Origin of the sequence: Protofrankia sp. CiT1 (assembly GCF_917627335.1) — a bacterium.
In the GTDB taxonomy this organism is placed as follows: domain Bacteria; phylum Actinomycetota; class Actinomycetes; order Frankiales; family Frankiaceae; genus Protofrankia.
In genome coordinates, this window is record NZ_CAKJTP010000245.1 from 1225 (window position 1) to 3528 (window position 2304).

General features: G+C 69.4%; 2 protein-coding genes. Both read left to right on the forward strand.

The window, feature by feature from the left end; genetic code table 11:
* Positions 1-123: 123 nt before the first annotated feature.
* The gene (locus MJ785_RS20825; RefSeq protein WP_239382490.1) at positions 124-1044 is read left to right on the forward strand and encodes a hypothetical protein; all 921 of its coding nucleotides are present in this window, start codon (positions 124-126) and stop codon (positions 1042-1044) included.
* 103 nt (positions 1045-1147) lie between these two features.
* On the forward strand, positions 1148-1690 hold the full coding sequence (locus MJ785_RS20830) for a hypothetical protein (protein ID WP_239308696.1): 543 nt from the start codon (positions 1148-1150) through the stop codon (positions 1688-1690).
* Positions 1691-2304: the final 614 nt, after the last annotated feature.

Genomic DNA, 2304 nt, shown 5'->3' on the forward strand with positions numbered 1-2304 from the left:
CCTGGTCGCGCTCTGGCTGGAAAGGGCGCTGGAACCGGACGGTACGCAATGCCCGCGCCGCGGCGGAAGGCCGACGCGCAGCGGATGGCGCTGGTTCGGCTTCGCCGCCGGCGATTGTTGATCATGTTTGTCGCGGTACTGGTGACCGCGTTGCTCACCGGGTTGTTGCGTGGTCTATGGATCTTTCTCCAACTCCTGGCGGACGTCGCGTTCGTCGGCTACGTAGTCCACCTGCGCCGGGCCGCCCGAGCGGACCAACGCCTGCGAGCCTCCCGTCTGGCGCTGGACCGCCGGATCGCGGCGGAGCGGGCTGCCCGCTACGGCCGTCAGACCGCTCGCCCCAGCGCCACCGGCAGCGCGGCGGGCAGCGCGGCCGGGCCATGGGCGGCCGGCAGCGAACCGTTCCGGCTCTCCGACCCCGTCGCGGTCCATCGCGACGCCGACATCAATGATGATCTGATGAGTGCCGCCGCGGAGACGGTCGACCTCACCCAGATCGCGGCGGCTGCCGCGGCACGCGCCGGGGCAGCCGGTGTCAGCCGGCAATCGCGTGTCGTCGAAGGCGCGGTCGTCGGCAACCAGGGCGCCGACGGCGTTGGTGAGGATGTTCGTCCGGTCGACGGGCTCGTCGGCAGCGCGACGGCCACCGAGGAGAGCGTCGGGGGAGACATCGAGGGGGCCGCGCGGACCGTGGCTGGTGCCGCTGGCGACTCCGCGGACGCCGCTTACCTCGGTTACTCCCACGCCGCGACCGTCGACGCCGGATTCGAGGCCGACGGGAACGAGGATGCGGGCTGGGCCGATGCCGAGCGGGGTTCCAGCCAGGAGGCCGGGTCCGCCGGCGGCGGGCGTTCGGCGGGCCGGGCGGCGGGGGCCCGTCCGAACTCCTCCAAGCCGGGGCGGGTGCAGGTCAACCCGCCGGGGGCGCACGGTGGGCTGACCGCGGGGCCGGCGTCGGCGGCCGACCCGCGGCAGCCCGAGGCGGGAACCGAGGATCCGGACGGACTCGACGAGCTGTGGCGACGGCACGCGGTCGGCAGCTGACGGCTCGGCTGCCGGGCGCCCGTCCGATCGACGCTTGAAAAAGCGTGCTCCAGTCGTACGGCGGATGGATGTGTGCCAAAATCCACATCGTGATGGGCCACTGATGATGTCGGTGATCGCTGTTTTTGGTGGCGTCCAGATCGACAACCGAGATACCGAACCGCCTCGCTTCCGCGAACGTGATCTGCCCGACGTCGAACGGCGGACCAAGGCCGCCCTCGCGAAGCTGCGCCCACGGCTGTTGATCGGCGCGGCTGCCTCCGGAGCTGACCTGGTGGTGTTGGCCGCCGCGCGGTCGGCAGGGCTTGGCGTGCGGGTGGTGCTGCCGTTCGATGTCGACACGTTCCGGCGGACGTCGGTCCACGGCCGTGGAGCTTTCTGGTGCGCCCGGTACGACCAGCTGATCGGCTCGTTGAAGCCGTGTGAGCTGGAGATCCTCGGTGAGGTCGAGGACGACGCGGTGTACCACCGCACGAACACCCGCCTGCTCGCGCGTGCCGTACAGCTGCGGCGGACACCCGCTGAGGGCATCGTCGCGCTGGTATTGCGTCCGGTCGTTTCGCACCGCGCGTCGGTGACCGACGATCTGGTGGACAAGGCCAGGAACGCGGGCCTGCCCATTATCGAAGTGTCCACTTTCGGCTGACCGGAACAGCCCGCCGGCGGCCCCGCTCGGGCACCCTGGCGCTTGGTCCCCGGGACCTCCGGCGGCCCTGTGGCGGGCGATGGCCGGAGTTGTGTGTGGCCTGTTGGCCGTATCGACAGCGGCACGTACAGCCTGTGCATAATGGGTACGTGACCATCCGCGCGCCGCGCATCCCCGGGCTGTTTGCCGGGGCTGTGACGCGCGTCCGCGCGGGGGCCTGTTGTCGGTGCCCTCGCGTGCGCTGACGTCCGCATTGCCGTCCCGGCGTCCCTGACCTGTTCATCCGGTCGCGCGCGAGGGGTCATCGTCGGAGAAGCCCGGTTGCTTCCGGCGGGCTTGTGTAGATCAAACGACATGTGGGCGATGCGTCCCCAGATGCTCGCCTGAGGCTCACTCGGGCATATGGTCCGCGGTCGCCGTGGGGCCATCCCGGCTGGCGTCGTTTATTTTTTCCTTTTTGTCCTTTAATTCGACATCTGTTTGTTATTTGTTTGCCATTCGGATGGCATCCGCCAGTCATTGCCGATGTGAACGCAAAGGGGCGTCACAATGAGTTATGACCTTAGCGGTCAGTGCGCCGGGATCTCCGACGATCTGGCTGGCTGGGAGTGGAC

Excerpts from the sequence above, each read along its gene's own strand:
- MJ785_RS20830 (WP_239308696.1), top strand. The coding sequence starts at position 1,148 with ATGATGTCGGTGATCGCTGTTTTTGGTGGCGTCCAGATCGACAACCGA.
- MJ785_RS20825 (WP_239382490.1), top strand. The coding sequence starts at position 124 with ATGTTTGTCGCGGTACTGGTGACCGCGTTGCTCACCGGGTTGTTGCGT.